Source organism: Enterobacter cloacae complex sp. 6730903 (assembly GCF_048283985.1).
Taxonomy (GTDB): domain Bacteria; phylum Pseudomonadota; class Gammaproteobacteria; order Enterobacterales; family Enterobacteriaceae; genus Enterobacter; species Enterobacter hormaechei_C.
Window position 1 is genome coordinate 1 of the sequence record NZ_JBLVXX010000248.1, and the last position, 259, is coordinate 259.

The 259-nt window shown below is 39.8% G+C and carries 1 protein-coding gene; it reads right to left on the reverse strand.

Going from position 1 to position 259, the window contains the following annotated elements:
- Window positions 1-259 (reverse strand): hypothetical protein (locus ACNQ0W_RS25780; protein WP_417933356.1); only part of this gene is annotated, 259 nt, incomplete at both ends.

Consider the following 259-nt stretch of genomic DNA (forward strand, 5'->3'; position numbering starts at 1 on the left):
TCTTTAGACAGTATTTTAGTTAAACTTGCTGGAGGAGTTTGATCAGAAGGTGCTGAACCATCACTACCACCACTACCTGATGCTGCTATCGCAATACCACCAAGTGCGATCGCAGCACCACCCCATAACATTGTTTGTGAATCCAATAAACTCTTTTCTTTCAAAACTTCTTCTTTTTCAAATTCCTCATCAGCTTCAGAATTATTTTCTACTTGCTGACTAGAAACTTGCTCCACTGGCTGAGTATTAGGAGTAATAC